The organism is Rhodococcus sp. (in: high G+C Gram-positive bacteria) (genome assembly GCF_049286785.1).
In the GTDB taxonomy this organism is placed as follows: Bacteria; Actinomycetota; Actinomycetes; order Mycobacteriales; family Mycobacteriaceae; genus Rhodococcus_F.
Window position 1 is genome coordinate 1 of sequence record NZ_JBAQEO010000627.1, and the last position, 5871, is coordinate 5871.

Annotated in this window: 6 protein-coding genes; 1 reads left to right on the forward strand and 5 read right to left on the reverse strand. The window is 67.2% G+C overall.

The features are described 5' to 3' along the window. Positions 1-359: 359 nt before the first annotated feature. The gene (locus WAW17_RS22790; RefSeq protein ID WP_422335181.1) at positions 360-572 is read left to right on the forward strand and encodes a hypothetical protein; all 213 of its coding nucleotides are present in this window, start codon (positions 360-362) and stop codon (positions 570-572) included. Between the two features lie 17 nt (positions 573-589). Here the strand turns inward: WAW17_RS22790 and WAW17_RS22795 are convergent, their stop codons facing one another. From WAW17_RS22795 to WAW17_RS22815, 5 genes are all read right to left on the reverse strand, one after another. Continuing rightward, positions 590-1615 (reverse strand): acyl-CoA dehydrogenase family protein, encoded by a 1026-nt coding sequence (locus WAW17_RS22795; protein ID WP_422335182.1) that lies wholly within the window; start codon positions 1613-1615, stop codon positions 590-592. After that, positions 1612-2703, reverse strand: a complete 1092-nt coding sequence (locus WAW17_RS22800) for an acyl-CoA dehydrogenase family protein (RefSeq protein WP_422335186.1) — start codon at positions 2701-2703, stop codon at positions 1612-1614. The genes WAW17_RS22795 and WAW17_RS22800 overlap by 4 nt, the downstream gene beginning before the upstream one ends. A gap of 41 nt (positions 2704-2744) precedes the next feature. Continuing rightward, positions 2745-3521, reverse strand: a complete 777-nt coding sequence (locus tag WAW17_RS22805; protein ID WP_422335183.1) for an enoyl-CoA hydratase-related protein — start codon at positions 3519-3521, stop codon at positions 2745-2747. Between the two features lie 192 nt (positions 3522-3713). Then, on the reverse strand, positions 3714-5126 hold the full coding sequence (locus tag WAW17_RS22810; protein WP_422335184.1) for an aldehyde dehydrogenase family protein: 1413 nt from the start codon (positions 5124-5126) through the stop codon (positions 3714-3716). 31 nt (positions 5127-5157) lie between these two features. Continuing rightward, positions 5158-5871 (reverse strand): zinc-binding dehydrogenase (locus tag WAW17_RS22815; RefSeq protein WP_422335185.1); only part of this gene is annotated, 714 nt, incomplete at its 5' end.

Consider the following 5871-nt stretch of genomic DNA (forward strand, 5'->3'; position numbering starts at 1 on the left):
CATCGTCACCGCCAACCCCCACCGGTCACCACTGCTGGCCCGGCTGCTGTCCACCCCGCCGATCGAGCTCGCCCGCAAAGCCCACTGCGACATCCTCATCGCCACCCCACCCGGTGACGACACCCACCGAAGCCATCCATGACCGGCACGCCCGACACAACCGGACCCGTATAACCAACAGTCGATGAGTTCCTGACTGCTCCGACTTTCCCTGACTTCTCTAGATTCGGCCTGGACCTGGGCCATCCTGTGCGTCTTCGGCACCGAATCCTTCCCTGAAGCGGCAGCGGTCGGCGAGGTCGAAACGCGGCGGCGCGGCCGACGGTTCCTCACTGCGGGTGAAGGCAAGGAGGCGTGGGTTGGCTCTGGCGGCAGTGCGTGATCTGCGGGAGCTGCGGGCTCCAGCGACCGACGACGAGGGTGATTTCGCCCTTGCGGCCGTGGAAGATGGTGCGGCCCAGGTCATGCCGTCCTTCCTGGAGGTTGGCCTAGGCCTTGGCCTCGCGCTGACACGGTTCGTCATCGGCCAGGCGCAGTATGTACAGCGTATTGAATATGCGACCGACTTTTAAGGGCGTTGGCGGCGGCGTCAGCTGGCGATGAGCTCCCAGAGCCCTCCCGGGCCAGCGGCTGCCGCCGCTGCGGCGAGTCGTCGATCCCAGTAGCCGACGGACCCGAACTCGCCGCGCCAGGCGAGCGCGGCGCGGGTGAATCGGTGGAGGTTGTGGCTGAGCGCGGTACCGATGGCGCCGTGGACCTGGTGGGCGTTGCGAACCACCGTGGTCGTCGCGTGACCAGCACATGATCGCGCGACCGCGACACGGAAGCCGAGATCATCGCTGGACCACTCGCTTCGCACCGCGGCGGCGAGTGCCGCTTCGGTCGCGGCGCGTGCCAGTGCGCATTCGCCCGCCATGTCGGCGATCAGATTTTGCACCGCTTGGAACCGTGCCAGCGGGCGGCCGAACTGGGTGCGAGCGGTTGCATGCTCGCAGGAGAGCATCATCGCGCGGTCCAGTGCGGCGGACACCTGGATGGCGCGGGCGAGGGCACTCTTCAGGTGATACTGCTCGACCAGTGTGTCGTCGATCGCCGCGCCTCGCAGTGCGCCGGTATCGGCCGTCACGCGATCGCGCGGCTCACCTACCAGGTTCGTGCCGTGGATGATCTGGCCGATTGCGGATGTGTCGACATCGGCGATCAGCCAGGAGTCGCCACAGCGCCACAGCGTCACGATGCTCGCGGCCGTGCTCGCCCATGGAACCGCGCGCGCGACGCCGGCTGTGTCGAGCTCTGCGACGGTGCGGAGCCGGTCGTCGACGGGGAGTGAGGCGGCCTCGAGCAGTGCACCGGCGAGCAGGTCGTGCTCGGCCAGCGGAATGTGGACTCCGGCTCCCGCCGCCGCGGAGAGCAGCTCGGCTGCCTCGAGCCAGCCAGCCGCACTGCCGCCGGATTCGGCTGAACCGGTGAGCCGGGAGAGTCCGAGTTCGGTCAGGTTCCGCCAGAGCGCGGCGCTCGGTGTGCCGGCCGAGCCCTCGCCGGTCGCCGCATGTTTGGCGAACACGGCGTGCATCATCGTCGACAAGTCGTTGTCGACTCCGGGAATCGTCGTCATCGCAATCCCATTCCCCGCGCGATCACACCGCGCAGCACCTCGTTCGTACCCCCGCGGAGGGTGAAGCCGGGGCGCTGGTCCAGTCCGGCGTTCACCAGGTCCCGCCATCCGGCCTCGCAGAGCGTTTCGTCACCGGTCAGCAGTGAGGCGACCTCGGCGATGTCGCCCTCCGTGCTGGTGCCGAGCACCTTGACCACGGCAGCCGCGACATCCGCCGACTCGCGGCGCTCGAGCGCCCCGGCCACCGCCGCCGACATGTGATGGAGCCCGGCGATACGTCCCACGAGCCGTCCGAGTTCGGGGCCGTCGTTCATCACGGTGAGCTGCGCCAACAACGGGAAGGTCGAGAGGAAACGTTCTGGGCCGCTGCGCTCGAAACTCAACTCGGATGTCACCTGCTCCCAGCCCTTGCCGATCGTCCCGAAGACCTGCGTGTCCGGTGCGAAGACATCGGTGAGAAAGACCTCGTTGAAGTGGTGGGCCCCGCTCATCGAGATGATCGGGCTGACCCGCACACCGGGTGCGTCCAGGTCTATCAGGAACTGGCTGAGGCCGGCGTGGCGATTCGAGGGATCGACGGGTGAGGTGCGTACCAGGGCGATGAAGGCGTCGGCGCGGTGTGCGCCGGATGTCCAGACCTTCGACCCGTTGATCAGCCACCCGCCGTCCGTCCTGGTCGCGGTGGTGCGGACACTCGCCAGATCCGAGCCGGAGTCGGGCTCACTCATGCCGATGCCGAAGAAGACCTCGCCACGCGCGATGCCGGGCAGATACCTCTGCTTCTGCTCCGCAGTGCCGTACCTGAGCAGCGAGGGCACGATCTGGCGGTCGGCGATCCAATGCGCCGCCACGGGGGCACCACCGGCCAGCAGTTCCTCGGTGACCACGAAGCGGTCGACGAACGAGCGGTCGTGGCCGCCGTACTGCGCCGGCACGGTCATGCCGATCCAGCCCTGCGCCGCGAGCGCCCGTGTGAAGTCCTCGTCCCACGCGGAAAGCCAGCAGTCGACGCTGGGCCGGTAGTGGCCGGCCGAGCGCTGCTCGGTGAGAAACCGCCGGACCGCTCGACGCAGGTCCGCGGTGGCCATGGGATCGCCGGAGGCGGGCGGGACGAGGCGGTTCGGTTCGCTCACTTGCTACGCCACCTGTTCAGTCGTCGCTCATGTTCGGGGTCCAGATGCGCGAGTGGCTGCATCGCGGCGGCCATACCGAGCACGGACTCAAGGGCACCCGTGCGGGACTCCTGGAGCAGCCGTTTGGCCATGCGCAGCGAGTCGGTCGGGTTGGCGGCGATGCGCTCGGCAATATCGGTTGCGGCGGTGAGCAGTTCGTCGTGGGGGACGAGGGTGCTGACGAGGTTCCATGCTTTCGCGGTGGCGGCGTCGATCCGTTCGCCGGTGAGAGTCATCAGCGCTGCGCGCTCGTAGCCGATTGCGCGCGGTAGGAACCAGGTGCCGCCGTCGCCTGGGATGAGCCCGATCGAGACGAAGCTCTCGGCGAAGCTGGCACGGTCGGAGGCGATCCGGATGTCGCACATCATCGCGAGGTCGCAGCCGGCGCCGACGGCTGGGCCGTTGACAGCGGCGATGATGGCGACTTCGAGTCGTTCGAGCGCCCGGGGAATGCGTTGGATCGAGTTGACGTACGCGCGTCGCTGCTGGCGCGGGTCGAGTCCGAACATGCCTTGCCGGTCAGCCATCTCCTTCACGTTTCCACCCGAGGAGAAGATCGTTCCCGCACCGGTGAGGACGATGGCACGGGCGTTCGAGTCGTGATTGGCGTCATCGACGGCCCGCTCGAATGCCTCGATGAAATCCATGCCCGTGATGGCATTGCCAGCGTCTCGATTGTCGATGGTCCACGTCTGCACGTGCCCGGAGGTAGCGATGATCATGGGGCTCGTCATGGTCGGCAGCCCTCTTCCCGTGTCTGGATCAGTCGAGACGGATTGGCGGCGTGATGATGTCGTCGGAACGTCGCGGGGTCCAGGTTGGTGGATCGGCATGCTTGGTGACTTCGCCGACCTGCGTCGTGTCGAATGCGGGGCATCATGTCACTCATGGTTGTTTCCTCCCTTCGGTCGTCCGCTGCGCATTGATCAGGAGGGGAGTTGCAGCGACTTGATCTGGAGATATTCCTCGTAGCCATAGGAACCGAGTTCCCGGCCGAAACCGGAGTTCTTGTAGCCGCCGAACGGCGCGCGGGGGTTGTACTCGCCGCCGTTGATGTCGAGTTGCCCGGTGCGAACACGCCGCGCCACGGCGACTGCCCGGTCCTGGTCGCCAGACCAGACTGCGCCCGACAGCCCGTACTGGGTGCAGTTCGCGATACGCACGGCGTCATCGTCGTCGTCGAACGGAAGGACCACGAGGACGGGTCCGAAGACCTCCTCCTGTGCGATCTCGGCCGTCGCGTCGACATCGGCGAGGATGGTGGGGGCCAGGAAGTAGCCGATCGGCAGCACCTGTTCCGAGCCGCCGGTGATCGGTCGGGCACCGGCCGCGATCGCGCGGTCGATGAAGCCCCGGACGGTCTCGAACTGGGAAGCGCAGGCAGACGGTCCGATGCGCGTCGTGGGGTCGGTGGGGTCGCCGACCGTGAATTTCGCGGCGGCTGCGGCCGCCAGGTCCAGGGCCTCGTCATAGCGATCCACCGGCACTAACATCCGGGTCCAGGCCATGCAGGTCTGTCCGCCATTGAGGAAGGCGTTGCTGACCCCGACCTTCACCGCGGTGGTCAGGTCGGCGTCGTCGAGGATGATGTTGGCCGACTTGCCGCCCAGTTCGAGGGCGACCTTGCTGACCGCTTTGCCGGCGAGTTCGGCCACGCGTGCGCCAGCACCGGTGGAGCCGGTGAAAGAGACGAAGTCGACTTCCGGATGTGAGGCGATCGCCTCGCCGACCACCCGGCCGGGACCAGATACGAGGTTGACAACACCCGGTGGGAGATCGGCCTCGGCAAGGGCGTCGAAGACGGCGAACACCGACAGCGGCGCCTCATTGCTGGGTTTGAGCACGATGGTGCAGCCGGCTGCGACGGCGGGGACTAGTTTGGCAACCACCTGGTATAGAGGATAGTTCCACGGGGTGATCGCGCCCACCACGCCATAGGGTTCGCGCAGGATCAGCGAGTTGCCGATCCGCTCCTCTGCGACCGGCCGGTCGAGGACGTCGAGGATGCCGCGGGCCACAGACAGCGGCACCTTCGTCTGGACACCGTCGGCGATCCGGGTCGGAGCGCCCATCTCCTCGGTGATCAGGCCCGCGATCGTGGGCAGGTGCCGCGCAATGGCCTCGATGACGCTCGAAGCACGGCGCTGGCGCTCGGCCAAGTCGATATCGGCGTCGAAAGCCCGGCGAGCGGCGGCCACCGCGGCGTCGACGTCGGCGGCGGTGCCGTTCGGGACGTGGCCGATCACCTTTTCGGTCGCCGGATTCACCACCTCGATCACAGCATTTGCAGTCGGATCGACCCAATGGCCGTCGATATAGAGCCGGTTGCGTTCGTACATTGTTCTCATCGCCCTGTCTCTCATGGGTGTGTCACATCACGATGCTGGCGCGGACGTCGCGCTTGCTCTCCGCTGCGGCGAAGGCATCGTTGATCTGGTCGAGTGAGTAGGTGGCCGTGCCGAGCCGGGAGAGCGGGATCTTGTGCTGCCATTCCTCGAGGAAGGCCAGGGCGCGTGACAGCACGTCGGGCTCGTAGAGCGAGACTCCGAGCATCGACTTGTTGGCGAAGACGAAGCGCGATGGATCGAAGTCGAACGTCCGGCCCAAGTTGATGTTGCCGATCTCCACATAGCGGCCGTGCATCGCGAGCATTTTCAGGCCCTCGTCGATCGCGGCAGGTATGCCTACCACCTCGACCACGACGTCCGCGCCCCGGCCAGAAGTCCAGGTCCGAACGCGCTTGGCCCGTTCCTTGACCTCAGTGACGTCGGTGAGATCGATGACGTGGTCCGCGCCGAAGGCGGTGGCGAGCTCCAGCCGCTCGGCGACACCGTCGATCGCGATCACGGTGCGGGCACCGCGCGCTTTCGCGACCGCGACCGCGTAGAGGCCGAGCGCTCCGGCGCCCTGCACCACGACGGTCTCGCCGAAGGTCTGGCCCGCGCGTTCCAGGCCGTACATGACCTGGGACAACGCGCAGTTTGCGCCGGCCGCCAGCTCGTCGGGCACCGAGTCGGGAACGCGGTACAGGACCGCGCCGACGGGCAGCAGGAAGTAGTCGCCGTAGCCGCCGACGAAGTGGGG